The sequence below is a fragment of the Mycolicibacterium brisbanense genome, from assembly GCF_001570425.1.
Classification (GTDB): domain Bacteria; phylum Actinomycetota; class Actinomycetes; order Mycobacteriales; family Mycobacteriaceae; genus Mycobacterium; species Mycobacterium brisbanense.
The window spans coordinates 57,857-82,104 of sequence record NZ_BCSX01000004.1; the positions used below are offsets into that span (position 1 = coordinate 57,857).

25 protein-coding genes are annotated in these 24,248 nt (G+C 68.1%); 17 read left to right on the forward strand and 8 right to left on the reverse strand.

The genetic code is table 11. From position 1 onward, the window contains the following. The first annotated feature begins 10 nt into the window (after window positions 1-10). Together RMCB_RS01555 and RMCB_RS01560 are read left to right on the forward strand one after the other, a co-directional pair. Complete coding sequence (locus tag RMCB_RS01555; RefSeq protein ID WP_062827354.1) at window positions 11-1,108, forward strand: adenylate/guanylate cyclase domain-containing protein; 1,098 nt, start codon at window positions 11-13, stop codon at window positions 1,106-1,108. An 80-nt stretch (window positions 1,109-1,188) separates the two neighbouring features. Next, the gene (locus RMCB_RS01560) at window positions 1,189-1,839 is read left to right on the forward strand and encodes a DUF305 domain-containing protein (protein ID WP_062827355.1); all 651 of its coding nucleotides are present in this window, start codon (window positions 1,189-1,191) and stop codon (window positions 1,837-1,839) included. Window positions 1,840-1,843: 4 nt separating this feature from the next. Here RMCB_RS01560 and RMCB_RS01565 read toward each other — a convergent pair whose 3' ends face one another. Then, window positions 1,844-2,938 (reverse strand): HAMP domain-containing sensor histidine kinase, encoded by a 1,095-nt coding sequence (locus RMCB_RS01565; protein WP_062827356.1) that lies wholly within the window; start codon window positions 2,936-2,938, stop codon window positions 1,844-1,846. After that, window positions 2,935-3,660 (reverse strand): response regulator, encoded by a 726-nt coding sequence (locus RMCB_RS01570; protein ID WP_062827357.1) that lies wholly within the window; start codon window positions 3,658-3,660, stop codon window positions 2,935-2,937. The genes RMCB_RS01565 and RMCB_RS01570 overlap by 4 nt, the downstream gene beginning before the upstream one ends. Before the next feature lie 36 nt (window positions 3,661-3,696). Here RMCB_RS01570 and RMCB_RS01575 point away from each other — a divergent pair, with 36 nt between their 5' ends. The 10 genes from RMCB_RS01575 (at window position 3,697) to RMCB_RS01620 (ending at window position 10,503) form a co-directional block, all read left to right on the forward strand. Continuing rightward, window positions 3,697-3,903, forward strand: coding sequence for a heavy-metal-associated domain-containing protein (locus RMCB_RS01575; RefSeq protein WP_062827358.1), 207 nt, complete (start codon window positions 3,697-3,699; stop codon window positions 3,901-3,903). 4 nt (window positions 3,904-3,907) lie between these two features. Then, complete coding sequence (locus tag RMCB_RS01580; protein WP_062827359.1) at window positions 3,908-4,753, forward strand: DUF8832 domain-containing protein; 846 nt, start codon at window positions 3,908-3,910, stop codon at window positions 4,751-4,753. Between the two features lie 7 nt (window positions 4,754-4,760). Then, complete coding sequence (locus RMCB_RS01585; protein WP_062827360.1) at window positions 4,761-6,956, forward strand: heavy metal translocating P-type ATPase; 2,196 nt, start codon at window positions 4,761-4,763, stop codon at window positions 6,954-6,956. An 87-nt stretch (window positions 6,957-7,043) separates the two neighbouring features. Beyond that, window positions 7,044-7,613 carry a methylated-DNA--[protein]-cysteine S-methyltransferase gene (locus RMCB_RS01590; RefSeq protein ID WP_062827361.1) on the forward strand — a complete coding sequence of 190 codons (570 nt, stop codon included), beginning with the start codon at window positions 7,044-7,046 and terminating at the stop codon, window positions 7,611-7,613. After that, window positions 7,610-8,086: an RNA polymerase sigma factor gene (locus tag RMCB_RS01595; protein WP_234791954.1), complete on the forward strand. Its 477-nt coding sequence runs from the start codon at window positions 7,610-7,612 to the stop codon at window positions 8,084-8,086. The genes RMCB_RS01590 and RMCB_RS01595 overlap by 4 nt, the downstream gene beginning before the upstream one ends. Then, the gene (locus RMCB_RS01600) at window positions 8,083-8,664 is read left to right on the forward strand and encodes a methylated-DNA--[protein]-cysteine S-methyltransferase (RefSeq protein WP_062827363.1); all 582 of its coding nucleotides are present in this window, start codon (window positions 8,083-8,085) and stop codon (window positions 8,662-8,664) included. The genes RMCB_RS01595 and RMCB_RS01600 overlap by 4 nt, the downstream gene beginning before the upstream one ends. After that, window positions 8,661-9,377 carry a 2OG-Fe(II) oxygenase gene (locus RMCB_RS01605; protein ID WP_062827364.1) on the forward strand — a complete coding sequence of 239 codons (717 nt, stop codon included), beginning with the start codon at window positions 8,661-8,663 and terminating at the stop codon, window positions 9,375-9,377. The genes RMCB_RS01600 and RMCB_RS01605 overlap by 4 nt, the downstream gene beginning before the upstream one ends. Next, window positions 9,374-9,646: an Ada metal-binding domain-containing protein gene (locus RMCB_RS01610; RefSeq protein ID WP_062827365.1), complete on the forward strand. Its 273-nt coding sequence runs from the start codon at window positions 9,374-9,376 to the stop codon at window positions 9,644-9,646. The genes RMCB_RS01605 and RMCB_RS01610 overlap by 4 nt, the downstream gene beginning before the upstream one ends. A 25-nt stretch (window positions 9,647-9,671) precedes the next feature. Next, window positions 9,672-9,875 carry a hypothetical protein gene (locus RMCB_RS01615; protein WP_029366681.1) on the forward strand — a complete coding sequence of 68 codons (204 nt, stop codon included), beginning with the start codon at window positions 9,672-9,674 and terminating at the stop codon, window positions 9,873-9,875. 79 nt (window positions 9,876-9,954) lie between these two features. Further along, window positions 9,955-10,503 carry an ATP-binding transcription factor AbmR gene (locus RMCB_RS01620; protein WP_062827366.1) on the forward strand — a complete coding sequence of 183 codons (549 nt, stop codon included), beginning with the start codon at window positions 9,955-9,957 and terminating at the stop codon, window positions 10,501-10,503. A gap of 73 nt (window positions 10,504-10,576) precedes the next feature. Here the strand turns inward: RMCB_RS01620 and RMCB_RS01625 are convergent, their stop codons facing one another. After that, complete coding sequence (locus tag RMCB_RS01625; protein WP_109784141.1) at window positions 10,577-12,439, reverse strand: ABC transporter ATP-binding protein; 1,863 nt, start codon at window positions 12,437-12,439, stop codon at window positions 10,577-10,579. 23 nt (window positions 12,440-12,462) lie between these two features. Further along, window positions 12,463-14,241 carry an ABC transporter ATP-binding protein gene (locus tag RMCB_RS01630; protein ID WP_062827368.1) on the reverse strand — a complete coding sequence of 593 codons (1,779 nt, stop codon included), beginning with the start codon at window positions 14,239-14,241 and terminating at the stop codon, window positions 12,463-12,465. A gap of 118 nt (window positions 14,242-14,359) precedes the next feature. On the opposite strand from RMCB_RS01630, the gene RMCB_RS01635 reads away from it, so the two are divergent. Together RMCB_RS01635 and RMCB_RS01640 are read left to right on the forward strand one after the other, a co-directional pair. Continuing rightward, window positions 14,360-14,953 (forward strand): DUF3558 domain-containing protein, encoded by a 594-nt coding sequence (locus RMCB_RS01635; protein ID WP_072278388.1) that lies wholly within the window; start codon window positions 14,360-14,362, stop codon window positions 14,951-14,953. Continuing rightward, entirely contained in the window at window positions 14,950-15,507 is a 558-nt protein-coding gene (locus tag RMCB_RS01640; protein ID WP_062827369.1) for a DUF3558 domain-containing protein, read from the forward strand. The genes RMCB_RS01635 and RMCB_RS01640 overlap by 4 nt, the downstream gene beginning before the upstream one ends. Window positions 15,508-15,516: 9 nt before the next feature. On the opposite strand, the gene RMCB_RS01645 is transcribed toward RMCB_RS01640, so the two are convergent. Further along, on the reverse strand, window positions 15,517-16,029 hold the full coding sequence (locus RMCB_RS01645) for a SixA phosphatase family protein (RefSeq protein ID WP_062827370.1): 513 nt from the start codon (window positions 16,027-16,029) through the stop codon (window positions 15,517-15,519). Window positions 16,030-16,158: 129 nt separating this feature from the next. Here RMCB_RS01645 and RMCB_RS01650 point away from each other — a divergent pair, with 129 nt between their 5' ends. Further along, window positions 16,159-17,343 carry a metallophosphoesterase family protein gene (locus RMCB_RS01650; RefSeq protein WP_062827371.1) on the forward strand — a complete coding sequence of 395 codons (1,185 nt, stop codon included), beginning with the start codon at window positions 16,159-16,161 and terminating at the stop codon, window positions 17,341-17,343. Continuing rightward, window positions 17,340-19,967 (forward strand): AAA family ATPase, encoded by a 2,628-nt coding sequence (locus RMCB_RS01655; RefSeq protein WP_062827372.1) that lies wholly within the window; start codon window positions 17,340-17,342, stop codon window positions 19,965-19,967. Before RMCB_RS01650 ends, RMCB_RS01655 begins: the two co-directional genes overlap by 4 nt. A gap of 6 nt (window positions 19,968-19,973) precedes the next feature. On the opposite strand, the gene RMCB_RS01660 is transcribed toward RMCB_RS01655, so the two are convergent. Further along, window positions 19,974-20,735: an MBL fold metallo-hydrolase gene (locus tag RMCB_RS01660; protein ID WP_063979561.1), complete on the reverse strand. Its 762-nt coding sequence runs from the start codon at window positions 20,733-20,735 to the stop codon at window positions 19,974-19,976. Beyond that, complete coding sequence (locus RMCB_RS01665; protein WP_063979562.1) at window positions 20,732-22,183, reverse strand: purine-cytosine permease family protein; 1,452 nt, start codon at window positions 22,181-22,183, stop codon at window positions 20,732-20,734. The genes RMCB_RS01660 and RMCB_RS01665 overlap by 4 nt, the downstream gene beginning before the upstream one ends. A gap of 105 nt (window positions 22,184-22,288) precedes the next feature. Here RMCB_RS01665 and RMCB_RS01670 point away from each other — a divergent pair, with 105 nt between their 5' ends. Beyond that, window positions 22,289-22,936: a TetR/AcrR family transcriptional regulator gene (locus tag RMCB_RS01670; RefSeq protein ID WP_029366697.1), complete on the forward strand. Its 648-nt coding sequence runs from the start codon at window positions 22,289-22,291 to the stop codon at window positions 22,934-22,936. A 34-nt stretch (window positions 22,937-22,970) separates the two neighbouring features. Here RMCB_RS01670 and RMCB_RS01675 read toward each other — a convergent pair whose 3' ends face one another. Further along, complete coding sequence (locus RMCB_RS01675; protein WP_062827373.1) at window positions 22,971-24,185, reverse strand: acyl-CoA dehydrogenase family protein; 1,215 nt, start codon at window positions 24,183-24,185, stop codon at window positions 22,971-22,973. Window positions 24,186-24,248: the final 63 nt, after the last annotated feature.

Consider the following 24,248-nt stretch of genomic DNA (forward strand, 5'->3'; position numbering starts at 1 on the left):
TTACTTTGGCGTGGTGTCAGACGACGATTTGCTCGATGGTCTGGAAGGCGACGCCCGCGCCGAACGTGCCGAGTTGATCCCGTGGCTACTGGACCGCGGGTTCACCGTCGAGCAGATCCGCCATGAGATCGCTCCGGCGCTGCTGGCGCCGCGCCGCATCCTCGGGGACGACGGTCGGTACGTGTCGGCGCGGGAGATCAGCGAGCAGGTCGGTATCGATCTCGACCTGCTGCAACGTCTGCAGCGAGCCATGGGGTTGCAGTCGGTCGACGATCCCGATGCCGCGGTGCTGCCGCGGGCCGACGCCGAAGTCGTGGCTCTCGCCCAGCGTTTCATCGAACTGGGCGTCGAGCCCGACCAGGTCGTGCTGATCACCCGCGTGCTTGCCGAGGGCCTTGGCCGGGCCGCCGAGGTGATGCGTTACGCGGCGTTGGCGGCAGTGCTGACTCCCGGGGCGACCGAGCTGCAGATCGCTCAGGCGTCCGAGCAGTTGGTGGCCGCGGTGGCGCCGCTGATCGGGCCGATGATCCAGGACATGCTGTTCGTCCAGCTGCGGCATGCACTGGAGACCGAGGCGGTCAACGCCTCCGAACGGGCCGAGGGAGTGCCGCTGCCCGGTGCCCGGGTGGTCAGCGTGGCCTTCGCTGATCTGGTGGGGTTCACGCGGTTGGGCGAGGTGGTGCCGCCCGAGGATCTGGAGCGGCTGGCCAACCGGCTCGCCGACGCCGCGCGCGAGGTCGCGGTGGGGCCCGTGCGGCTGATCAAGACCATCGGCGATGCGGTCATGTTGGTCAGTCCCGATGCGGCCGCCCTGCTCGACGCTGCGCTGGCACTTGTCGCGGCCACCGAGACCGACGAGGATTTCCCGCGGCTGCGAGTGGGGCTGGCCACCGGGCTCGCGGTGAGCCGCGCCGGTGACTGGTTCGGCAGTCCGGTGAACCTGGCCAGCCGCGTCACCGGTGCGGCCCGGCCGGGCAGTGTGCTGGTTGCCGAATCCACCCGCGAGGCGATCGGCGAGACCGAGCGGTTCACGTGGTCTTTCGCCGGTGCGCGACGCCTCAAGGGCATCAAGGGCGAGGTGAAGCTGTTCCGCGCACGGCCCGCCTGACAGCGCCGACGAGCTTTATCGAATCTTCACAGAACGACTAGGCCGGGCATATCGATGCTGTGCAGGCTTGAGTCGTGGACATGAAACGAACCTTGGCGACAGGGGCCGCCGCGCTCGCGACCGTTGCGATCGCGGCAGGCTGTACGAATTCTTCGAGCACTCCCGCGAGCGGCAGCCCGACGACGAGCACCTCCGCGGCGGCGCCGACGACCAGCCCGGCCGTCAGCGACCAGCCGCACAACGCTGCCGATGTCATGTTCGCCCAGCACATGATTCCGCATCACCAGCAGGCCGTGGAGATGAGCGACATGCTGCTGGCCAAGCAGGGCATCGACAAGCGCGTCACCGACCTCGCCACGCAGATCAAGGCCGCGCAGGCGCCTGAGATCCAGCAGATGCAGGGCTGGCTCACCGCGTGGGGCAACCCCGGCATGCCCCCGATGTCGTCGGGCGACATGGGTCACGGCGGTATGCCCGGCATGTCCGGGAAGCCCGCCATGCAGGGCATGATGTCCGACGCCGATATGACCGCGCTGCGCGATGCCCAGGGTGTCGAGGCGGCCAAGCTGTACCTGACCCAGATGATCGCCCACCATGAAGGGGCAATCGTCATGGCGCAGAACGAAATCAAAGACGGTCAGTACCCCGACGCGGTCAAGATGTCACATGACATCGTGACCACGCAGCAGCAGGAGATCGACACCATGCGCGCCATCCTCGGCACGCTCTAGCGCGCTAACCGGCAGGCAGAGTGACGGTAAACCGCGTGCCTGCACCGGAACTGCCGACGCTGATACGGCCGTGGTGAGCTTCGACGAAGGCCTTGGCGATGGACAGCCCGATGCCGGAACCGCCGCGGTCGCGGTCACGTGCCGTGTCGGCGCGGTAGAAGCGCTCGAAGACGTGCCCAAGGTGCTCGGCGGCGATGCCTTCGCCGGTGTCGGTCACGGTGAGTGTCACCGTGGATGCTGTTGCGCTCGCCGCGATGTCGACGCATCCGCGCGGCGGGGTGTGGCGCAGGGCATTGTCGAGCAGGTTGCCGAGCACCTGACCGAGGCGGTCCGGATCCGCCCACAGGGGTGGCAGCGCAGGGTCGACGTCGGTGTGCAGGGTGACGCCCTTGGTGTCGAACCGATCGGCAGCGGCTGCCACCGCTACCGCCACGAGCTCGGCGACCGATACCACGGCGGGTTCGATGCTGGCCCGGCCCTCTTCGGCTTGCGCGAGCGCGGCGGCGTCATCGGAGAACCGCACCAGCCGGCGGGTCTGCTGGCGCAGCACGGCCACCGTGTCGGCGTCGAGGGTGCGCACCCCGTCCTCGACGGCTTCCACGTAGGCTTCCAAAACCGATACGGGAGTACGGATTTCATGCGCAAGGTCGCCGAACAGCCTGCGGCGGCTGGTGTCGACGGCCTGCAGGCGGCCCGCCATCTCGTTGAAAGACTGTGCCAGGGCATCGAATTCGTCTCCCAGGTGAGCCGGCGGCACGCGCGATTCGTAACGGCCGTCGGCGATCGCCGTGGCGGCGGTGGCGACGTCGGTGACCGAGCGTTGCAGCCGCCTACTGACGTACCAGGTGACCACCAGGGCGGCCAGGGCCGCCACGCACACCGCGACGCCCACCGAGATGACGGTCGCGTATACGTAGGCCTGCTCGGCGTGCATCTGCTGGGCCGAATCGCCGGAAACCCCGGCGCGGTGCAGATGTTCGCGGAACAGCGGCGGCCCCACGACGGCCGCGACGACGCCGGTGGTGCCTGCCGCCGCGGCGAGCACCAAGGCCTGGGCGAACAGCAGCCGGGCGCCGAGCCCGGGGCGTTGGCGGCTCATCGGCCGGTGCCCATCCGGTATCCGACCCCGCGGACCGTCATCACGTACCGCGGATCGCCCGGGTCGTCGCCGAGCTTGCGGCGCAGGTGACCGATGTGAACGTCGACGAGATGTTCGCTACCGACATAGCCCGGCTCCCAGACTGTTTCGAGGAGCTGACGCCTGCTCAATACCACGCCCGGGTGTGCCGAGAGTGCGGCGAGCACGTCGAACTCCGTGCGGGTCAGCACGATCGGCTCGTCGGCGATCGACACCTGGCGGCCCGCGACGTCGATGCGCAGCGGTCCGAACACCCGATCGTTCTCCGCGGTCGCGGCGGTGGTGCGCGGCCGGCGCAGCATCGCGCGTACCCGGGCGACCAGCTCGCGCGGGCTGAACGGCTTGGTCAGATAGTCGTCGGCGCCGACGGAGAGTCCGACGATGGTGTCGAGCTCGGTGTCACGGGCGGTGAGCATCACCACGTAGGCGTCGGAGAAGGTGCGCAGCCGGCGGCACACCTCGATGCCGTCGATCCCTGGCAGGCCCAGGTCGAGGATCACGACGTCGGGGTCGACCTCACGGGCGAGAGCCAGCGCCTCGGGCCCGGTGTGGGCGAGGCTGACCTCGAACTGCTCGCGCTCGAGGTAGCTGGCGACGATGCCGGCCAGGGCGGTCTCGTCGTCGACGACCAGGGCGCGGTAGCCGGCCGGTGTTGGGTCCACCACTTCATGGTGCACGAGCATCACCGTTTCATACCCTAGGGGGGTATAGTATCAGTTATGAGCATTCAGACCATCACCGTCACCGGCATGACCTGCGGACACTGCGTCTCCTCCGTGCGTGAAGAGGTCGGCGGAATCCCCGGGGTCACCGGTGTCGACGTCGATCTGCAGACCGGCCGGGTCACGATCGAGAGCGATGCGGACCTCGACGCGGACGCCATCAGCGCCGCCGTCGCCGAGGCCGGCTATCAGGTCGCGAGCTGAGGCGATGAGCGCCGCCACGAAGATCGCCGCGTTCGCCGCCGCCCTCGCGGTGGTGTTCGCCGCTGCATTCGGGATCGGCGCTGTCTTCGGCCCCGCCGGCGCACCCGCCGGACATGCCGAACATGCGGAGCCCGCCGGGCCGTCCGGCGAGAACCGCTACACCCTGCAACTGGAGCAATCGTTGGCCGGGACGGGTCCTCAGGTGCCGCTGCGGTTCCTGATCAAGGACCCGTCCGGCGCGCCGGTGACCGACTACACCGTCAGTCACGACAAAGAACTGCACCTCATCGTCGTCCGCCGCGACTTCACCGGCTATCAGCACGTGCACCCGGTACGTGACAGCGCGGGAACCTGGAGTGTCCCGCTGAACCTGAGCAGCGCCGGCGTCTACCGGGTCTTCGCCGATTTCGTACCCGCGGGTGGGGAAGCGGTGACGCTCGGCGCGGACCTGCACGTCGCCGGGCGCTACGACCCCCAACCGCTGCCGCCGCCCTCGACCGCGGCGACCGTCGACGGCTACACCGTCACGTTGTCGGGCGAGCCGACGGCCGGAGCGGCCTCGGAACTGGCGCTCTCGGTCACCCGTGGCGGCGCGCCCGTCACCGACCTGCAGCCCTACCTCGGTGCCTACGGACACCTGGTCGCGCTGCGCGCCGAGGACCTGGCGTACCTGCACGTGCATCCGATGGGTGAACCCGGCGACGGGGTCACGCCCGCCGGACCCGAGATCCGGTTCCACACCGCGTTCCCCAGCGCCGGGTCCTATCGGCTGTACCTGGACTTCAAGCATCGAGACACCGTGCACACCGCCGAGTTCACCGTGACCGTGCCGCGCGGGCACCAGCACTGATGAGGAGATGACCGTGGAACTGCAGATCGGCGGCATGACCTGCGCCTCGTGTGCCGCACGCATCGAGAAGAAGCTGAACAAGCTCGACGGCGTCACCGCCACCGTGAACTACGCGACCGAGAAGGCCCACGTCGAGGGCGACGTTGCGGCGGAGGCGCTGATCAAGGTCGTGGAGGATGCGGGATATACCGCACATGTACCCACGCCCGAACCCGAAACGGTTGCTGTGCAAGACGATCCGACGGCATCGCTGCGGACCCGGCTGATCGTTTCGGCCGTGCTGGCCGTACCGGTCATCGCGATGGCCATGGTGCCTGCTCTGCAATTCACCAACTGGCAGTGGCTGTCGCTGACCCTGGCCGCACCCGTCGTGGTGTGGGGTGCCTGGCCGTTCCACCGTGCCGCGTGGCTCAATCTGCGGCACGGCACGGCCACCATGGACACGCTGATCTCGATGGGCACGCTCGCCGCGTTCGGGTGGTCGCTCTACGCGCTGTTCTTCGGCACCGCCGGGGTGGCGGGGATGACGCACCCGTTCACGCTGACCATCTCGCGCACCGACGGCACGGGGAACATCTATCTCGAGGTGGCCGCCGGCGTCACCACGTTCATCCTGGCCGGACGTTACTTCGAGGCCAGGTCCAAACGCCGTGCCGGGGCGGCGCTGCGCGCGCTGCTCGAGTTGGGCGCCAAGGACGTCGAGGTGCGCAGAAACGGTGTGGAACAAAGGATTCCGATCGACGACCTGACGGTCGGCGATGAGTTCGTGGTGCGACCGGGGGAGAAGATCGCGACCGACGGGGTGGTCGCCGAGGGATCGTCGGCCGTCGACGCATCCATGCTCACCGGCGAATCGGTGCCCGTCGAGGTCGGCCCGGGGGATCAGGTGGTGGGTGCCACCGTCAACGTGGGCGGGCGGCTTGTGGTGCGCGCGAACCGAATCGGCTCCGACACCCAGTTGGCGCTAATGGCCCGGCTGGTCGAGGAGGCGCAGAACGGCAAGGCGCAGGCGCAGCGACTGGCCGACCGGATCTCGGGCATTTTCGTGCCGATCGTCATCGCACTGGCGGTGGCTACGCTCGGCTTCTGGATCGGTACCGGTGGCTCGGTGGCCGGCGCGTTCACCGCGGCCGTGGCGGTGCTGATCATCGCCTGCCCGTGCGCCCTCGGTCTGGCGACCCCGACCGCACTGCTGGTCGGTACGGGGCGGGGAGCTCAGCTGGGCATCCTCATCAAAGGACCCGAGGTGCTCGAATCCACCCGCAAGGTCGACACCATCGTGCTCGACAAGACCGGGACCGTCACCACCGGCGCGATGACGCTGCTCGACGTGATCACAGCGGAAGGCGTCGACGACGCCGAGGCGCTGCGCCTGGCCGGTGCTCTGGAAAACGCGTCGGAACACCCGATTGCCAAGGCAATTGCGACGGGTGCGCGCGACAAGGTCGGCGATCTGCCCGCGGTGGAGAACTTCGGCAATGTCGCAGGCCTCGGTGTACAGGGAGTTGTCGACGGTCACGCCGTCGTGGTCGGGCGGCGCCGCCTGCTTGCCGATTGGGCTCTGCCGCTGCCGGACACGCTGGACGCGGCCGTGCGCGACGCCGAGACGCAGGGACGTACCGCGGTTGCGGTGGGATGGGACGGTGAGGCCCGGGCGGTGCTCGTGGTGGCCGATGCCGTCAAGCCCACCTCCGCGGAAGCCATCGCCCAACTGCGGACGCTCGGCCTCACCCCGATCATGCTGACCGGCGACAACCAGGCAGCCGCCCGCGCCATCGCGGAACAGGTAGGTATCGACGAGGTTTACGCCGAGGTGCTGCCCGCGGACAAGGTCGAAGTGATCAAACGGCTGCAGAGCGACGGCGCCGTGGTCGCGATGGTCGGCGACGGCGTCAACGATGCGGCCGCCCTGGCGCAGGCCGACCTGGGGCTCGCGATGGGAACCGGCACCGACGTCGCCATCGAGGCCAGTGATCTGACCCTGGTCCGCGGTGACCTGCGGGCCGCGCCGGACGCGATCCGGTTGTCCCGGCGGACGCTCGCGACCATCAAGGGAAACCTGTTCTGGGCGTTCGCCTACAACGTCGCAGCGTTGCCACTGGCCGCGGCCGGGCTGCTCAACCCGATGCTGGCCGGCGCCGCCATGGCGTTCTCGTCGGTGTTCGTGGTCAGCAACAGTCTGCGGCTGCGCCGTTTCCGGTGAGGCGCTGACGACGGCGAAACTCACATCGCCGCCTGCACGGGCGTCTTCCTCCCAGTTGCGAAATTGGTCGCGACGGAAGGAGACGAGATGTCCGACTGTCAGAGCGCACCGGCATGGCACTGTGTGGTTGAGAATGCGCTGGGCCTGCTCACCTTGGTCCGGGACGAAACAGGTTTGTGCGGACTGTATTTCCCGCACCATTGGTACCGGCCGAGTTCGGCCGCCTTCGGTCGGGAGCGCAACCACGGCTTCGACGAGGTGATCGGCCAGCTGGACGAATACCTGGCCGGTGCGCGCACGCGGTTCGAGCTGCCGCTCAGCGTGCACGGCGATCCGTTTCAGATGGCGGTGTGGGGGCTCGTCGCACGGATTCCCTATGGCGTCACCACCACCTACGGCGCGCTGGCGGCCCAGATCGACGGGGCGACGGCTCAGCAGGTCGGCGTGGCGGTGGGGCGCAACCCGCTGTCGATCGTGGTGCCGTGTCACCGTGTCGTGGGACGGGGCGGAAAGCTCACCGGTTACGCCGGCGGACTCGCCCGCAAACGCCGGCTGCTCGAACTCGAACGCGATCATCGACGGTCTGCTGTCGCCGAATCGGATCTGCCACGATGGACACCTCACGAAACTCCTCGGCGAAACGTCTACAGAGTGTGACAGTCAAACAGCCTTTCGAGACGGTGGTGTGTCGGCACGGCCCGACGGTGTTGCGGGTGTGCCGCGCCGTCGTCGGGCCGGTGGACGCCGACGACGCCTGGTCGGAGACCTTCCTGTCGGCGCTGAAGGCCTACCCCGACCTGGACCGCGATGCCAACATCGAGGCCTGGCTCGTGACGATCGCGCACCGCAAGGCCATCGACATCACCCGCGCGCGGGCGCGACGGGCGATTCCGGTCGACGATGTGCCGGAACCGCCACGACCGCCGGCATCCGAACATCACGATGACCTCATCGAGGCGCTGGATCGCCTCGCCGACAAACAGCGACACGCCGTCGCATACCACTATCTGGCCGGCCTGCCCTACCGCGACATCGCCCAAATCCTCGGTGGCAGTGAGGCGGCCGCCCGCCGCGCAGCAGCCGACGGCGTCGCCGCGCTCCGGCGCACGTTCAAGGGAGAACTCCGATGACCAACGACGACATGATGATTCACGATCTGGCGGTATTGAAGGCGCGCCTGGCTGCCGATGCGCAACGCGACGGTGTGCTCGACATCGCCTACCGGGTCGTCGACAGCCCCGTCGGGCAGCTCCTGCTCGCGGCCACCGAGCAAGGCATCGTCCGGGTGGCCTACGCGCGTGAAGACCACGACGCGGTGTTGCAGACCCTGGCGGACAAGATCAGTCCGCGCATCCTGAACGCACCGGGCCGGCTGGACGCGGTTGCCCGCGAGCTCGACGAGTACTTCGCCGGGGCGCGACGGGAATTCGACCTGCCCCTCGATTGGCGGTTGTCGGCCGGATTCCGCAGCACTGTGTTGCATCATCTGCCGGAAATCGGTTACGGCCAGACCGCCAGCTACGCCGCGGTGGCGCGGTTGGCCGGGAACCCGAAGGCGGTGCGTGCGGTCGGGACGGCCTGTGCCACCAACCCGCTTCCGGTCGTGGTGCCGTGTCACCGGGTGGTCCGCAGCGACGGCGCGATGGGTGGTTACCTCGGTGGTGCCGACGCCAAGCGGCTCCTGCTCGACCTGGAGGCCGCGGCATGAGTGCCGGTCCGTGGCGCGGCCGGGTCGAGGCGGTCGACTGGGACGGTGTGCAGTCCGGACTGGACGACGTGGGCTGCGCCCTGACCGGACCCCTGCTGTCGCCGCACGAGGCCGCCGAGATCGTCGCGCTCTATCCCGATGACGCGCGGTTCCGGTCGACCATCGACATGGGCCGATACCGGTTCGGCGAGGGGCAGTACCGCTACTTCGCCGAGCCGTATCCCCGCGCCGTCACCGCCCTCAAGCAAGCGCTCTATCCCAGGCTGCTGCCGATCGCCCGGGAATGGTGGACCAGGCTCGGCCGCGATACGCCCTGGCCCGACGACTTCGAGGACTGGCTGCGCCGTTGTCATGGCGCCGGCCAGACCAAGTCAACGGCGATCCTGCTGCGGTACGGTGCGGGGGACTGGAATGCGCTGCATCGAGACCTGTACGGCGACATGGTCTTTCCGTTGCAGGTCGTGGTCAACCTGAACGATCCGGGTGTCGACCACACCGGCGGGGAATTCCTGCTCTACGAACAGCGGCCGCGCGCACAATCGCGTGGCACGGCCGTCGTCATCCCGCACGGCCACGGTCTGGTGTTCACCACCCGAGACCGCCCGGTGCGCTCGGCCAGGGGCTGGTCGGCGGCACCGGTGCGGCACGGGGTTTCGGTCGTGCGCTCCGGCGTCCGGTTCACCCTCGGACTCGTATTCCACGACGCGGCATGACAACTCGGCCCTATACCCTGCTCGCCGCAGACGGTCGCCCGTACCGCAGCGCAGTGCCCGGCACGCTGGGCGGTTACCGCCGCGGCAGGATCTACGGCCGGCTGGACTGCCCGTCAGCGCTGCGTGCCCTGGCCGCCGGCGGCTATGTCGCGCACCGCGTCTTCTTCGCCGACGAGGCGACCGCTGTCGCCGCGGGTTACCGGCCGTGCGCGGTGTGCCTGCCCGGTGCCTATCGGCTGTGGAAAGCCGGCAAGGGGCCGCGACAGTAGGGCACAGCACTGGCATTCTGGTGCCATGGCAAAGGAAATCGACCGGGTCCGTGCGCAGAGCGCCCTCGCGGTCTTCAAGCAGCACCCGGGCATGGTGCTGTTCGTGTTGTCGCCAGTCATCGTCGTGCTCGGCGTGGTCTGGTGGCTGATGGGCCCGGCCTGGGCCGGGCTGCTGCTGGTCGCGCTCGTGTTGGCGGGCGGCGCAGCGTTGCTGCTCAAGCGCAACTGAGCCCGCGCGCCTGATCGGAGGTGTTCGCCGATGGTGAACGCCGCGCTACCGGCGGTGTAACGGTGTAATCATGTAATACATGAAGCAACATCACCAACATGGCCGGGGCGGCTGGCAACAGGCCCAGCAACCGCCGGCCCACGACGCACCCGAATGGTTCGCCGGGCGCCTGCCCGACAGCTGGTTCACCGGCGACCCGACAGTCGTCGTCGACCGCGAAGAGATCACCGTCATCGGGCGGTTGCCCGATCCCGCCGAGGGCGAGAGCGAGGCCAGGGCCTCCGGCCGGGCCGCCCGCTTCCGCGAAGAGACGCGCGGTGAGCGCATGCGGATTGCCGACGAGGCGCAGAACAAGTTCGGCCGCAAGGTCTCCTGGGGTGTCGAGGTGGGAACCCCTGCGGAGCGAATCCTGTTCACTCACATCGCCGTTCCGGTGATGACCCGGCTCAAGCAGCCCGAGCGGCAGGTGCTGGACACCCTCGTCGACGCCGGTGTGGCCCGGTCCCGCTCCGATGCCCTGGCCTGGTCGGTCAAGCTGGTCGGTCAGCACACCGAGGAGTGGCTGGGCAAGCTGCGGGAAGCGATGAAGAACGTCGACGATCTGCGCGCCGAGGGCCCGAACCTCTAGTTCCCCCGCCGACACTACGGTTTTTCGTGCGTTCTCGGCGATTTCACGCCAAAACCCGTCGCCTCGGCGAGGCTCAGGCCTGAGTCATCTCCCAGTACCTGCCGTGGCGCGCCATCAGGTCTTCGTGGCTGCCGCGCTCGACGATCCGGCCGTTGTCCATCACGAGGATCAGGTCTGCGTCGCGGATGGTCGAGAGCCGGTGGGCGATGATGAAACTGGTTCGGTCCCGGCGCAATACGTTCATCGCGTGTTGGATCAACAGCTCGGTTCTGGTGTCCACCGAGCTGGTGGCCTCGTCGAGCACCAGCAGGGCGGGACCGGCCAGGAATGCCCGCGCGATGGTGATCAACTGTTTCTCGCCGGCGCTGATGCTGCCCCCGTCGTCGCTGACGCGGGTGGCGTAGCCGTCGGGCAGCGTGTGCACGAACCGGTCCACGTGGGCCGCGCGGGCCGCCGCGATCACGTCCTCCTCGCCGGCATCCGGGCGGCCGTAGGCGATGTTGTCGTAGATCGTGCCGCCGAAAAGCCAGGTGTCCTGCAGCACCATGCCGATCGAGGACCGCAGGGATTCGCGGCTGACGCCCGAGATGTCCACGCCGTCGATGCGGATGTGCCCGGAATCCACGTCGTAGAACCGCATCAGAAGGTTGACCAGCGTGGTCTTACCCGCTCCGGTAGGCCCGACGATGGCCACCGTGCTGCCCGGTTCTGCGGTCAGTGACAGGTCCTCGATCACCGGGGTGCCCGGCCGGTAGCTGAAGCTGACGCGATCGAATTCCACCCTGCCGCGCCGGATGTCGAGTCGGCGGGGCGGGTCGGGCGGCTCCTCGGCGGTGTCGAGCAGTTCGAAGACACGCTCGGCGCTGGCCACTCCCGACTGCATGGTGTTGTACATCCCGGCGATCTGGGTGAGCGGTTGGTTGAACTGCCGCACGTACTGGACGAAAGCCTGGATGCTGCCGAGGGTGATCTGACCGGTGGCCACCTGCAGGCCGCCCACCACGGCGACGGCGACATAGCTGAGGTTGCCGATGAACATCGTTGCGGGGGAGACCAAACCGGAGAAGAACTGGGCGGCGAAGCTCGACTGGAACACCTCGCCGTTGAGCTCGGCGAATCGGTGCCGCGCCGCGGCCCGGTGGCCGAACGTCTTGACGATGGTGAAACCGCTGTAGGTCTCCTCGATGTGGGCGTTGAGCCGCCCGGTGTTGCGCCATTGCGCGACGAACAGCCGCTGCGACCGGCGCGCGATCCAGCGGGTCACCCACAACGACAGCGGCACCGTGATCACGGTCAGCGCGGTGAGCAACGGCGAGATCGTCAGCATCATCACCAGCACGGCGATCACGGTGAGGACCGCGCTCATCAGTTGGTTGATGGTCATCGACACCGACGACGAGATGTTGTCGATGTCGTTGGTGACGCGGCTGAGCACCTCGCCGCGCTGGCGGGAGTCGAAGTAGGACAACGGCAGTCGGTGGATCTTGTTCTCGACGTCGGCGCGCAGTGTGGCCATGGTGCGCTGCACGACCACCACGAGCAGCCGGGCCTGGATCCAGACGAACAGGGCGGCAAGCAGATACAGGCCCAGGGCCAGGGCCAGAGTGCGCGCGACGGCGGCGAAATCCACGCCGTGACCGGGGATCACGTTCATGCCGGACAGCAGATCGGCGAACGTGGTGTCACCGCGGGCCCGCGCCGCCGCGACGGCCTGGTCCTTGGTGAGGCCCGCGGGCAGTTCGCGCCCGATCACCCCGTTGAACAGCAGATCGGTGGCGTGGCCGAGAATGCGTGGGCCGATCACCCCGATCGCGACGCCGGCGACACCGAGCATGATCACCACGATCGCCGGGCCGCGTTGCGGCACCAGCAGTCTGACGAGTCGCAGCGCCGAGCCGCGGAAGTCGCGCGTGCGTTCGGCCGGTGCGGCGAGCATTGCGCGGCGCGCGGACGGGATGGTCACTGAGGTCGTCTTCTCTTCGCGCAAGCGCTCATCGGTGGCTCGCCTGTGGCCACCGACTGCGACTCGACGAACTCCACGTAGGTGGGGCAGTGGGCGAGCAGCGACTCGTGGGTTCCGATGCCGACGACGCGGCCGTCGTCGACGACGATGATCTGGTCGGCATCGGTGACCGTGGAGATGCGTTGCGACACGATGACGACCGTCGCCCCGCCCGACACCGCCCGCAGTGCATCTCGCACCCTGGCGTCGGTGTGGACGTCCAATGCGGAGAACGCGTCGTCGAACAAGTAGATCGCGGGCCTGCGGATCACGGCCCGCGCAATGGCCAGGCGCTGCCGCTGCCCGCCGGAGAAGTTGATGCCGCCCTGGGCCACCGGCATCTGCAGCTCATCGGGGTGCGCGCGCACGAAGTCGTCGGCGGCCGCGACCCGCAGCGCCTCCCACATGTCGTCGTCGGTCAGCTCCTGTCCCGGGGCCGCACCGTAGCTCAGGTTTTCCGCAACCGTGCCGGTGAACAGGTAGCCGCGCTGCGGCACCAGACCGATCGTCGACCACAGCTCCTCGATGTCGCGTTCGCGCACGTCGACGCCGTCGACCAGGACCGCACCTGCGGTGGCGTCGTAGAGCCGGCAGATCAGCGACAGCAGCGTCGACTTGCCTGAACCCGTCGAGCCGACCACCGCGGTCGTCGTCCCCGAGGGTGAGGTGAATGAAACATCTTGCAGCACAGGCCGATCCGCACCCGGATAGCTGAAGGTGGCGTTCTGCAGGGTGATTTCACCGGTGCGGGCCCGCGGTTGCCGTGGCTCCTCGGGACTGGTGATCGCGGGCGAGGTGTCCAGCACCTCGGTGATCCGTTCGGCGCACACCGAGGCCCGGGGAAACAGCACCAGCAGGAACGTCGCCATCAGCACGGCCATCAGGATCTGCATGAAGTAGGCGAGGAACGCGATCAGCGACCCCACCTGCATGTGGCCCGCGTCGATCCGCAGCCCACCGAACCAGATGAGCGCGACGCTGGACACGTTGATCACCAGCGTGGTGACGGGAAGCATCAGCGCCTGCCAGCGGCCGCCTTCGATCGCGGTGCCCGCCAGCGCGTCGTTGGCTTCGGCGAACCGGACCCGTTCGACGGGTTCGCGGGAAAACGCCCGGATCACCCGGATGCCGGAGAGTTGGTCGCGCATCACCCGGTTGATGCCGTCGATGACGCGCTGCAACCGGCGGTAGACGGGCATCAGGCGCTTGATGATCGTGTAGTTCGCCAGCGCCAGCACGGGCACGCTGACCAGCAGCAGCCACGACAGCCCGGCGTCCTGGTGCACGGCCATCGCGATGCCGCCGATCGACATGATCGGCGCGGTGACCAGCATCGTGCAGGTCAGCTGCAGCAGCTGCTGGATCTGCCCGACGTCGTTGGTGGTGCGGGTCAGCAACGTCGGGGCACCGAACCGTGCGGTCTCGGCGGCGGAGAACGTCGTGACGTGATGGAAGATCGCCGAACGCAGATCACGTCCGAAGCTCATGGCGGCTCGCGACCCGAAGAACACCGCGCCGACCGAGCACAGCACCTGCAGCGCGGTGACGCCGAGCATCACCCCGCCCAGATCGACGATCCGGCCGGTGTCGCCCTTGGCTACCCCGTCGTCGATGATCGCGGCGTTGACCGTCGGCAGATACAGCGACGCCAGAGTGCTCACGACCTGCAGCGCGGCCACGGCAGCTAGCAGCGACCGGTACGGCCGCACGTACCGCCGCAGCAGCGCCCAGAGCATCCAGCTACTGTCGCACACCGCGACGGCGCCGAACCTGTCTGGCTGCTGACCGGAAAGTGAGTTGGAAAGTCCTGGTCAATCGGCATGTCGGTGGTTGCCCTCACAGGGTGCAGCTACAGTGCATGGCGTGACTGGACGCACGACTGCCCTACGACGGACCCGCACGGCCACTCGGTTGGCAGTGCTGGCTGCCGTGGCAGTCCCGGTGTTCGCCGCGTGCTCGGGCGCCGGTGATTCGGCAGGGCCCGGTGCGTCGCAGCCGGCCTCGCCGGCGCCTTCGGCCGCCGCAAAGCACGGGCCGTTCTTCCCGCAGTGCGGCGGGGTCAGCGACCAGACCGTCGCCGAACTCACCCAGGTGCAGGGCTTGGTGAACACCGCGGCCAACTCGTCGGGATGCCAGTGGCTGCAGGGCGGCAGCATCCTCGGTCCGCACTTCTCGTTCACGTGGTTCCGTGGGAGCCCGATCGGGCGGGAACGCAAGACCGAGGAACTCTCGCGCACCAGCGTGGAAGACATCAACATCGAAGGGCACGGCGGTTTCGTGGCCATCGGCCAGGACCCGCTGCAGAACACGTCCAACCTGTGTGAGGTCGGTATCCAGTTCAACGACGACTTCATCGAATGGTCGGTCAGTTTCGATCAGAAGCCGTTTCCCGAACCGTGCGGCGTGGCCAAGGAGCTCGCCCGCCAGTCGATTGTGAACTCCAAATGAGCGTGCACAGGGGTCGTAAGGGACTTGCCGTGATGGTGGCCGCGTTGGCAGTGTTCGCCGGTCTCACCGGCTGCACCCGCACGGTCGAGGGCGTCGCGGCCAAGGAGGGCTCCAGCGGCGGGCCCAGCAACAACAAGTCCGAGAAGCAGTACCCCAATCTGCTCAAGGAGTGCGACGTCCTGACCCAGGACATCCTGGCCAAGACCGTCGGGGCCGACCCGCTGGACATCCAGAGCACCTTCGTCGGTGCGGTGTGCCGCTGGCAGGCGGCCAACCCGGCGGGCCTGATCGACATCACCCGCTTCTGGTACGAGCAGGGCAGCCTGGACAACGAACGCAAGGTCGCTCAGCAGCTGCAGTACGGGATCGAATCCCGCCGCATCAACGGGGTCGACTCGATCATCATGAAGCCCAACAGCCCCAACGGCGCGTGCGGTGTGGCCAGTGACGCCGCCGGTGTGGTCGGGTGGTGGGTGAACCCGCAGGCGCCGGGCATCGACGCCTGCTCCATGGCGGTCAAGTTGATGGAGCTCACGCTCAACACCAACTCCTGAGCCGCAGGCTCAGCGCGGTACGTGGAAGTCGACCAGCTGGGCGCCGCCGAGGCTCAGCGCGTCCCAGCTGCTGCCGGTTTGCAGCACCGCGATGGCCGACGTGGGGAACTTCAGCGAAATCTCCTGTGTCAACGTGGTATTGCTGCCGTCGGACAGTCCGAGTGCGGTCGCCGACATGGCCGGTTCGTGGCCGATCAGCAGGACCGTCGACACGTCGGTGCCGAATTGTGATTCCACGCCGTTGATCACGTCGATCACGGCGCCCGCTGTGGCGTCGTAGATGCGGTCCAGGTAGCGCACCGGCGCGTCGATCCCGGTGCGCGCCAGGGTCTGACGGGTACGCGTCGCCGTCGAGCACAGCACGGCGTCGATCGGCGGCACGTTGGCGCGGATCCAGTCGCCGGCCAGGGCGGCCTCCCGGATGCCACGGGCCGCCAGCGGGCGCTCATGATCGGCCACACCGTCGGGGTAGTCCGATTTCGCATGGCGCAACAGCAGCAGGGTGTTGGTGCGGGTGCTCATCGCATGAGGTTATCGGGGATCCGGCGAAGGGCCATGCCGATCGACGTCCCCGGACTTGTCGGCGCCCCGACCTACACTCGCCTTGCTCGACGACGAACGACGCGAACGGATCAGGAAGGACGGGCTGCGATGCGCTTTCTGCACACCGCCGACTGGCAGCTCGGCATGACCCGCCATTTTCTCAACGGTGAGGCGCAGCCACGGTATTCGGCCGCTCGCCGGGACGCGGTGGCCGGGTTGGGTGCGCTGGCGGCCCGCACCGGGGCCGAGTTCGTGGTGGTGGCCGGCGACGTGTTCGAGCACAACCAGTTGGCCCCCCGCGAGATCAGCCAGTCGCTGGAGGCCATGCGTGCCATCGGCGTTCCGGTGTACCTGCTGCCGGGCAATCACGATCCCCTCGACGCCGCGTCGGTGTACACCAGCGCGCTGTTTCTCGCCGAGCGGCCCGAGAACGTCGTTGTCCTGGACCGCGCCGGGGTGCATGACGTGCGGCCCGGCCTGCAGATCGTCGCAGCGCCGTGGCGGTCCAAGGCGCCGACCACCGACCTCACCGGTGATGTGCTCGCCGATCTGCCCGCCGATGGCGTGACCCGCATTGTGGTCGGCCATGGCGGTGTCGATGTGCTCGACCCCGACAAGGACAAGCCGTCGCTGATCCGGCTCGCAACCGTCGAGGCGGCGGTGACGCGCGGGGCTGTGCACTATGTGGCCTTGGGGGACAAGCACTCCCGCACGGAGGTGGGATCGACGGGGCGCGTGTGGTACTCGGGCGCACCGGAGGTCACGAACTACGACGACATCGAATCCGATTCCGGCCATGTGCTTCTCGTCGACATCGACGAGGAGGACCCGCAGCGGCCGGTTCGGGTCGGCTCTGAACGGGTGGGCCGTTGGCGCTTCGTCACGCTGCGCCGTGACGTCGACAGCGATCGCGAGGTAGCCGATCTCGACATCAACCTGGATCAGTTGGGCGACAAGGAGCGTACCGTCGTGCGGCTGGCATTGACCGGCTCGCTCACGGTGACCGCAAAGGCGGCTCTCGACGCGTGCCTGGACAAGTACGCCCGGTTGTTCGCGGCACTGACCGTGTGGGAGCGGCACACCGACATCGCGGTGCTGCCTGCCGACGGCGAGTTCGACGATCTGGGTATCGGCGGCTTCGCCGCGGCAGCGGTCGACGAGCTGGTCGCCACCGCGCGGTCCGACGCCGATGGCGCCGAGGACGCGCGGGCCGCGCTGGGTCTTTTGCTTCGGCTCGTCGACACCAGGGCTTCCGATGAGCCGCTTGCGCGTAGAGCAAAGGGAGTGGCGTGAAACTGCACAGGCTCGTCCTGACGAATTACCGCGGAATCACCCACCGCGAGATCGAATTTCCCGATCACGGTGTGGTAGTGGTCAGTGGCGCCAACGAGATCGGCAAGTCGTCGATGATCGAAGCGCTGGACTTGCTGATCGAGGCCAAGGACCGCTCGACCAAGAAGGACGTCAAGCAGGTCAAGCCCACCCATGCCGACGTCGGCGCCGAGGTGACGGCGGAAATCTCCACCGGCCCATACCGATTCGTGTACCGCAAGCGGTTCCACAAGCGTGCCGAGACCGAACTGACGGTGCTGGCGCCCCGACGCGAACAGCTCAGCGGCGATGAGGCCCACGAACGCGTACTGGCCATGCTCAACGACACCGTGGACACCAAGCTGTGGCAGGCTCAGCGGGTACTGCAGTCGGCCCCCACCGCACCGGTGGACCTTTCCGGTTCGGACGCCCTGGCGCGGGCACTGGATGTCGCTGCGGGCCAAGCTGTTTCGCTCTCCGGTGAGGAGCCGCTGCTCGTCGAGCGCATCGATGCCGAGTACGCGCGGTACTTCACCGGCACGGGCCGCCCCACCGGTGAATGGGCCGCGGTGATCAAGCGGCTGGCCGAGGCCGACCAGGAGGTGGCCCACCGCGCGGCCGCGGTGGCCGAGGTCGACGACGCGGTGCACCGGCATACCGAGCTGACCGCGGAGGTGAGCCGTCTGGCCGAGGAGCGGACCCGGGCCACGGTACGGCTGACCGCCGCCCGAACCGCGGCCGAGGCCGTCGCGGCCCTGACCGCGCAGCTCAAGGAGGCGGAGGTGGTGGCTGCGGCCGCCCTGGCCACACATGCCGCCTCGACAGCGGCACTCACCGAGCGCCGCCGGTTGCGCGCCGACATCGACGAGCGCACCGCGGCCATCACCGAGCTCACCGCTGCTGTCACGGCTGCCGCGGCAGACGCCGAGACGGCGCACGAGGTCCATGAGGCCGCCGAGGACGCCGCCGAACTGGCCCAGGCAGCGGTGCGCGACCGGGTAGACCGGGTCGACGCTGCGCGTGCGACGGTCGATCGTCTCGCCGCGCGCGAGGAGGTCGAGCGGCTGGCCACTCGGCTGGGCCGGATAGACGCCGCGCAACGCGAATGCGACCGGATCAGCCGGGAACTCGCCACGATCACCCTCGACGAGACGGCGATGCGGGCCATCGAAACCGCGGCGGTCGCCGTCGAACGTGCGGCCGGGCAGGATGAACTCGCCTCGGCGCGTATCGAACTCGTCGCGGCCACCGATGTCGCGGTCCGGGTCGGCGGCGCCGACGTGGTGCTCGACGCCCGCGCGCAGTGGTCGGTGCGCACCACCGCACAGACCGATGTCGAGGTGCCGGGTGTGCTCACCGTGACGGTGGTGCCGGGCACACCCGCCGCCGAGACCAGGGCCAAGCTCACCGCGGCACAAGGTGTGCTGGCCTCCGCGCTGGCGGCCGCCGGGGTCGCCGACGTCGCCGCCGCGCGGGCGCTCGACGAACGCCGCCGCGAGCTCATCGGGGCCAGGGACCGGGCGCGGGCCACGGTGGATGCCTTGACCGGCGACGACCTGGTGCCGGCGTTGCGGACGCGCCTGGCGAGCCTGAGCGCCGACCAGCCGGCCGAAGCGGCGCTCTTCGACCTCGAGGGTCCCGCTGACATCGCCACGGCCAGAACGGAACTCGACGCGGCAGTCGCGGCTCACCGGCAGGCGGTCATCGATGCGGAAACCCATCGCAAGGTGGCCAACGCGGCCGCGCGGAAGCTCTCGCAGGCAACCACCGGCGTCACGGTGCTGCGCGAGAAGCTCGCCGCGGCTCAGGCCGAATTGACCGTGGATACCGGCCGTCTCGCCGCGCAGCGCGCCACCGTCGGGGACGACGAGCTGGCCGTGGCGGCGCAGGCCGACGGTGACCGCGCCGCGTCGGCCGCCGCTCAAGTGACGGCTCTACGCAGCGAACTTGAGGGCAACACACCGGATCTCGTGAACGCCGAACTGGCTGCGGCAGTACGCGCGGCCGAAGAGCTCGCCGCGCGCCACGATGCGGCGGTGGACGGTCTGCGTGAGGTCGCGGCGCAACTGAAGGTGTACGGCACCGAGGGCCGCAAGGGACATCTCGATGCTGCCGAAACCGAACGCGAGCATGCCGCAGCGCAATACCGGCAGGTGCATCGCCGGGCCCGGGCGGCCGAGATGCTGCGCTCGGTGATGAGCCGGCACCGCGATGCCACGCGGCAGCGCTACGCCGACCCGTTCCGGCTCGAAGTGCAGCGCCTCGGCCGGCTGGTGTTCGGCGAGGACTTCGACGTCGACGTCGACAGCGAGCTGCGGATCTGCACCCGCACGGTGTCCGGCCGCACGGTGCCCTACGAGTCGCTGTCGGGGGGTGCCAAGGAGCAGTTGGCCATCGTGACGCGGCTGGCGGGTGCGGCGCTGGTGGCCAAGGAGGACAACGTGCCGGTCATCATCGACGATGCGCTCGGGTTCACCGACGCCGAGCGGCTGGTGAAGATGGGCGCGGTGTTCGATGCGGTGGGCGGAGACGGCCAGGTGATCGTGCTGACCTGCAGCCCGCAGCGCTACGCGGGCGTGGGCGCCGCCCACCACATCGAGTTGTGAGCCTGCTCACGTGCGCCGCAGGTAGTCGTTGGCGATGTCGCACAACCGGTTTCGGTCGAAACTGTCCCCGTGGCCGGGGTGCACGACGCTGACGTCGAGTTCGCTCAGCCGGTTCATGGTGATGCGGTAGTCAGGGATGTGCGAGCCGACGCAGTTGTCGATGAGGATGTCGTCGTAGACGACGTCACCCGAGAACAGCGTGCCGTGTACTTCGTCGAACAGACCGACACTGGCCGGTGTATGGCCGGGCAGGTGCAGCGCCGTGAAGCTACGGTCACCGAGGTCGATCCGCATACCTTCATTGAGCCATCCGATCTTCGGTGCCGGCTGCAGGCGGTAGTCGCCGGGCGCGTAGTCCGAGCGCGGTAGGGCATCCAGCAGTATCGGACCGTCGATGCCGAATTCCGCGGCACTGATTCCCAGTTCGTCCGCCAAGGGCTCCGGATACAGACTGCCCGGCGGAGGTGTGTGAAACGGTTCGCCGGGATATGCCCAGCAGCAATCGAATTCGTGGGCACCACCCATATGGTCGAGGTGGGCGTGGGTCAACACCACGACGGGATCCCGTGCGAACAACTCCGGTAGGTGAGCACGGAGCGACGCCACGCCGAGACCGGTGTCGACGACGAGATCGCGATCTCGTCCGCGCACGTGCCAGATGTTGGCGCGGAGCAGGTCGTGAACGTGCGGTTCATCGATTCGGTCGAGCGTCGGACTCACCGCACGGGTGCGAAACCACGAGCGGGCCAAGGGAAGTTGCCGGCTCACTGGACGAAGGTCTTGCGTGTTGTCAGGTCCTGCCCGGTGGGCAGGGCGGGGTAGCAGAGCCTCGTGACGGCGATGTAGACGCATGCGGAGACCAGCGGGCCGACCAGCCAGGACAGGTCAGCGCCACCCAGTGCGCCGGCGAGGGGCCCGGCGAATTCGCTGTTCTGCACGAACAAGGCTGCCGCGGCCGCGCCCGCGAGAAACGCTGCGATGCCTGCGATATTGAACCCGCGGGTGTACCAGGCGACGCTGTGTGCGCTGACATCGTTGAGCGCGACGCCGTCATAACGGTTGTGCCGCAACCACTGATCGGTGACATAGATGGCAACCGACGGACCCACCAGCAGAATGCTCGATTCGAGAATGCCGCTGAGCGCGCTGGTGAAATCGGAGACGAACAAGGCGTAGCAGGCGAGCGCTGTTCCGAGCAGACCGTCGAACAGCACAGTGATCGAACGGCGTAACGCGATACCCACGGCTTGCAGGTACAGCCCGGACGAATACATGGTCAGCACGTTGTTGGCCATCGAACCGACGACGATCACCAGCAGGAACACCGGGTAGAACCACGCCGGCACGATCTTGGCGAGATTGCCTTGCGCATCGGCCATGTCGATGACTGTTCCGGCCAGTATGCCAAGCACTCCCAGCGCGACGGAGGGGATGAATCCGCCCAGCGCCGTCCAGATCGCGACCGCCCGCGCCGAGGTCTCGGTGGGCAGGTACCGGGCGTAATCCGGACTTACCCCCCACGACAGTGGCGCTGCGGCGATGATCGCGGTTCCGGCGGCCATCGTCGCCCACAGCGAGCCCGAGCTGAGGGTTGTGTCGGGGTGGTAAGCCCAATCGGCGTGGGCCACGACGAATATGCCCAACACGATCATCACCGCGGCGAGCATCACCGTGAACACGCCGCTCATGCGCATGATGGTCGCGTGGCCGTAGACGCTGATCACCAGTGTGGCTGCGGCGATCACCACGACAATGGCCACCCGGACCGGTACCGGCAGAGACACCCCGGCAGCTTCGACGACCGCATATCCGGCCAATGCGCCGACACACAGGTTGATGGCTTCGTACGCGATGAATACCGGCCACTGGAAGATCCCGAGGTTCAGCCTGTTGCCCGTGATCCCGTACATCGCTCGCATGATGACGCTGCTCGGTGCGCCTGCGACCGGGCCGCTGGTGGCCATCACGCCGATTGCGAACCAGAACAGGTTGCCCACCACCACGACCAGCGTGGCCTGCCAGATGTTGAGGCCCGACACCGTCAGCAGACCGCCCAGAACGATGTAGAGGTAGTTGATGTTGGAGGCGGCCCACACTTTGAACAGGTCACGGGGCTTGCCGTGGCGTTCTTGAGCCGGGATGAAATCGATGCCGCGGGTCTCCACCCTGCCGAATTCGTCGGTGACCACCTCCCGTTCGTCCGTATCGCCCGCCATCCTCGCAACCTCCTTGTTGGTGTCAACACCAATAATTATTGGTGTGAAGAACAATAAGGGGTCGTGGGTGCGTTGTCACCGGATTCGCGGTGTTAACGTCAGGCCATGAGTTCCACGGCGGCTGCGTCACGTCCGCGCCGCAAATCTCCGGAGAAGCGACGGGGTGAGATTGCCGCAGCCGCCGGGCGGATCGCCCAGGACGACGGATTGGCTCAGGTGACCGCCAAACGCGTGGCCGAGGCCGTGGGTGTCTACCCGGGTCTGGTCAATCACTACTTTCGCTCGGTCGACGAGCTCGTCGCGGCCGCATTCGCGGCCGTGAACGAACGCCGCCGCGAGACGCTGAAGGCCAAGGTGGCTGCCGAGTCGGACGGCCCCACAACCGAGCTGCGGATGTTCTTGCAGGACACGCTCGCTGCCGACCACGACTCCGTGGCACTGCTGTGGCTAGATGCCTGGCGCGAATGCCGACGCCGACCGGCGTTGCAGCAGGAGGTCATCCGTCAGATGGAGACCGATATCGCGAACCTGACCGACGTGCTCACCCGCGGAGTGGCCGCTGGGGAATTCGTCACCGACGATTGCGCCGCGGCGGCGATGCGCATCCTGGCCATGATCGACGGCACGTTCGGCCAAAGCGCCGTACGTACGGCGCTGGCGGGGACGTCGTTGGTGAACTACCCGATCGTCACCGAAATGCTTTTGCGCACAACAGAACAGGAACTGGGGTTGGACGCCCGCGCGTTGGGCTAGACGACAAGCCGCCCGCGCGGGCAGTCCTGTCGGCTCAGAAGTAGGCGTTGGCCGGAACCGGCGTGCCGTGCAACAGGTTCTGACCGATCACGCGGGCCTTGTACACGACCGGGTTGTGCAGCGTGATGGTGCGGATGTTGCGCCAATGCCGATCGAGGTTGCGTTGCCGGCTGGCCGCGGACGCGCCGCCGAGTTCCAGCAGCCGGGTGGCAGCCTCGGGCGCCACATCGTCGAGGTGAACTTTGACCTTCGCGACCTTGAGCTGGGCTTCCTCGGCCAGTCGCGCATCGGGCACCCCGTCGACCGCGGAGTCCGTCGCCGCAGCGATCGCCGCCGCGGCGTCCAGCACCGCCGCCCGCGCCACGTACGCGGTGCTGGCCAGCACGCCGAGTTGGCGCTGCAGCAGCGGATCCTCCGTCGGCCGTTCGGTCAACGCGTGGCTGAAGTTGCGCTCGCGCGACCGCAGTAGCGCCACGCCGTCGTCGACGACATTGGCCAGGATCCCGGCCACCACCGCGTGGATGAACAGCTGCAGCGACGCGTACTGCACGGTCGGAACCGGTTCGGCGTCGTACGGGGTGTCGGAGAGCACCTCGTCGGCGGCGACGGCGACATCGTCGAAGCTCGTGGTGCCGGTACCGGTGCGCCGCTGGCCGAAACCGTCCCAGTCGTCGACGATGCGGACCCCGTCGCGGTCGGCCGGGATCACCACGTTGGCCACCGAGTCGTGATCGGTGGTGGCGGTGACGGTGAGGTAATCGGAGAACAGGGTGCCGGTGCTGTAGTACTTCTCACCGGTGAGCAGGTAACCGCCGTCTTGGCCGGGCAGCAGCCGGGTGTTGAACACCAGGCTGCCCACGGCGAGGGAACCCTTCTCGCTGAACGCATTTCCGAAAATCTTGCCGTCGGCCACCTTCGCGAGCCAGCGCTGCGAGGCGGGGTCGTCGGCAGTGCGCAACCGCTCCTCGGTGAACCAGAAATGCGTCCGGAAGATGTGCGCCACAATCGGATCGGCTTGTGCCACGTCGATCACTGCCGAGAACAGTTGGGGCACGGTCAATCCCGAGCCGCCGAGCGACTCGGGTAGGCGCAGCGTGCCGAAGCCGGCACGTTTGAGCGCGGCCACCTGATCGAACGGGTTTTCATCGTTGAGGTCGCGGTCCTTGGCGCCTGCGGCAACCTTGGCCAGTAGTTCGGTCCACGCGGGCGTTCCGGGAAGGACACGCGTCGAATTCTCAAGGGTCGTCATGGCACCGTTTGTACCGACGCCCCGCCGCCGCAGGCACGGCTTTGGATCAGCGGGAACCGAACG

What these genes read in the sequence shown, in the direction of transcription:
- RMCB_RS01585 (WP_062827360.1), top strand. Translation starts at nt 4,761, where the DNA reads ATGACCGTGGAACTGCAGATCGGCGGCATGACCTGCGCCTCGTGTGCC.
- RMCB_RS01615 (WP_029366681.1), top strand. Translation starts at nt 9,672, where the DNA reads ATGGCAAAGGAAATCGACCGGGTCCGTGCGCAGAGCGCCCTCGCGGTC.
- RMCB_RS01645 (WP_062827370.1), bottom strand. Translation starts at nt 16,029, where the DNA reads ATGAGCACCCGCACCAACACCCTGCTGCTGTTGCGCCATGCGAAATCG.
- RMCB_RS01590 (WP_062827361.1), top strand. Translation starts at nt 7,044, where the DNA reads ATGTCCGACTGTCAGAGCGCACCGGCATGGCACTGTGTGGTTGAGAAT.
- RMCB_RS01610 (WP_062827365.1), top strand. Translation starts at nt 9,374, where the DNA reads ATGACAACTCGGCCCTATACCCTGCTCGCCGCAGACGGTCGCCCGTAC.
- RMCB_RS01580 (WP_062827359.1), top strand. Translation starts at nt 3,908, where the DNA reads ATGAGCGCCGCCACGAAGATCGCCGCGTTCGCCGCCGCCCTCGCGGTG.
- RMCB_RS01575 (WP_062827358.1), top strand. Translation starts at nt 3,697, where the DNA reads ATGAGCATTCAGACCATCACCGTCACCGGCATGACCTGCGGACACTGC.
- RMCB_RS01565 (WP_062827356.1), bottom strand. Translation starts at nt 2,938, where the DNA reads ATGAGCCGCCAACGCCCCGGGCTCGGCGCCCGGCTGCTGTTCGCCCAG.
- RMCB_RS01630 (WP_062827368.1), bottom strand. Translation starts at nt 14,241, where the DNA reads ATGCTCTGGGCGCTGCTGCGGCGGTACGTGCGGCCGTACCGGTCGCTG.
- RMCB_RS01670 (WP_029366697.1), top strand. Translation starts at nt 22,289, where the DNA reads ATGAGTTCCACGGCGGCTGCGTCACGTCCGCGCCGCAAATCTCCGGAG.
- RMCB_RS01560 (WP_062827355.1), top strand. Translation starts at nt 1,189, where the DNA reads ATGAAACGAACCTTGGCGACAGGGGCCGCCGCGCTCGCGACCGTTGCG.
- RMCB_RS01665 (WP_063979562.1), bottom strand. Translation starts at nt 22,183, where the DNA reads ATGGCGGGCGATACGGACGAACGGGAGGTGGTCACCGACGAATTCGGC.
- RMCB_RS01640 (WP_062827369.1), top strand. Translation starts at nt 14,950, where the DNA reads ATGAGCGTGCACAGGGGTCGTAAGGGACTTGCCGTGATGGTGGCCGCG.
- RMCB_RS01570 (WP_062827357.1), bottom strand. Translation starts at nt 3,660, where the DNA reads ATGCTCGTGCACCATGAAGTGGTGGACCCAACACCGGCCGGCTACCGC.
- RMCB_RS01650 (WP_062827371.1), top strand. Translation starts at nt 16,159, where the DNA reads ATGCGCTTTCTGCACACCGCCGACTGGCAGCTCGGCATGACCCGCCAT.
- RMCB_RS01620 (WP_062827366.1), top strand. Translation starts at nt 9,955, where the DNA reads ATGAAGCAACATCACCAACATGGCCGGGGCGGCTGGCAACAGGCCCAG.
- RMCB_RS01600 (WP_062827363.1), top strand. Translation starts at nt 8,083, where the DNA reads ATGACCAACGACGACATGATGATTCACGATCTGGCGGTATTGAAGGCG.
- RMCB_RS01605 (WP_062827364.1), top strand. Translation starts at nt 8,661, where the DNA reads ATGAGTGCCGGTCCGTGGCGCGGCCGGGTCGAGGCGGTCGACTGGGAC.
- RMCB_RS01625 (WP_109784141.1), bottom strand. Translation starts at nt 12,439, where the DNA reads ATGCTCGCCGCACCGGCCGAACGCACGCGCGACTTCCGCGGCTCGGCG.
- RMCB_RS01675 (WP_062827373.1), bottom strand. Translation starts at nt 24,185, where the DNA reads ATGACGACCCTTGAGAATTCGACGCGTGTCCTTCCCGGAACGCCCGCG.